This window comes from Cognatundibacterium luofuense, assembly GCF_018139685.1.
Taxonomy (GTDB): Bacteria; Pseudomonadota; Gammaproteobacteria; order Burkholderiales; family Burkholderiaceae_D; genus Undibacterium; species Undibacterium luofuense.
On sequence record NZ_JAGSPN010000179.1, the window covers coordinates 1 to 427 of the forward strand.

Sequence of the window (427 nt, forward strand, 5' to 3'; positions counted from 1 at the left end):
TGGACTTGCCAACGGCACTGTCGGTTCAGGCTATGAAGGCATATCCCGCATTTTCCACGACCAGAGTGTGGCCGTTGATCCCTATACCCATGCGGTATTACGCGGCCGCCTGGTGGCTGCAGCTGCAGCAGGCTATATAGTAGACCGTCCGGCTGTGTTCGGCCTACAGCCACCTGTTTGCGAGGCTGCATGGATGCCGCCACATCCCTTTGTGGTTTTTTTCCATGGCACCGCCGGTGCTGCAAAAAAATGGGCCAGAACCAACTGGATTGCAGTAGCGAACTACTTGCAGACACTGGCATTACCCGTGCTGCTCCCCTGGGGGAATGCAGAAGAAAAAGCCGAAGCAGAAGCCATGGCCGCGGTGATGCCAAATGCCGCCGTACTCCCTGCGCTGTCTATGCAGGAAGCAACCCTGCTCGCTTAT

At 56.9% G+C, this 427-nt stretch carries 1 protein-coding gene; it reads left to right on the plus strand.

Annotation, left to right across the window (positions count from 1 at the left end; genetic code table 11):
* The coding region (locus KDM89_RS19915) for a glycosyltransferase family 9 protein (RefSeq protein ID WP_329604707.1) at positions 1-427 on the plus strand (427 nt) is incomplete at both ends.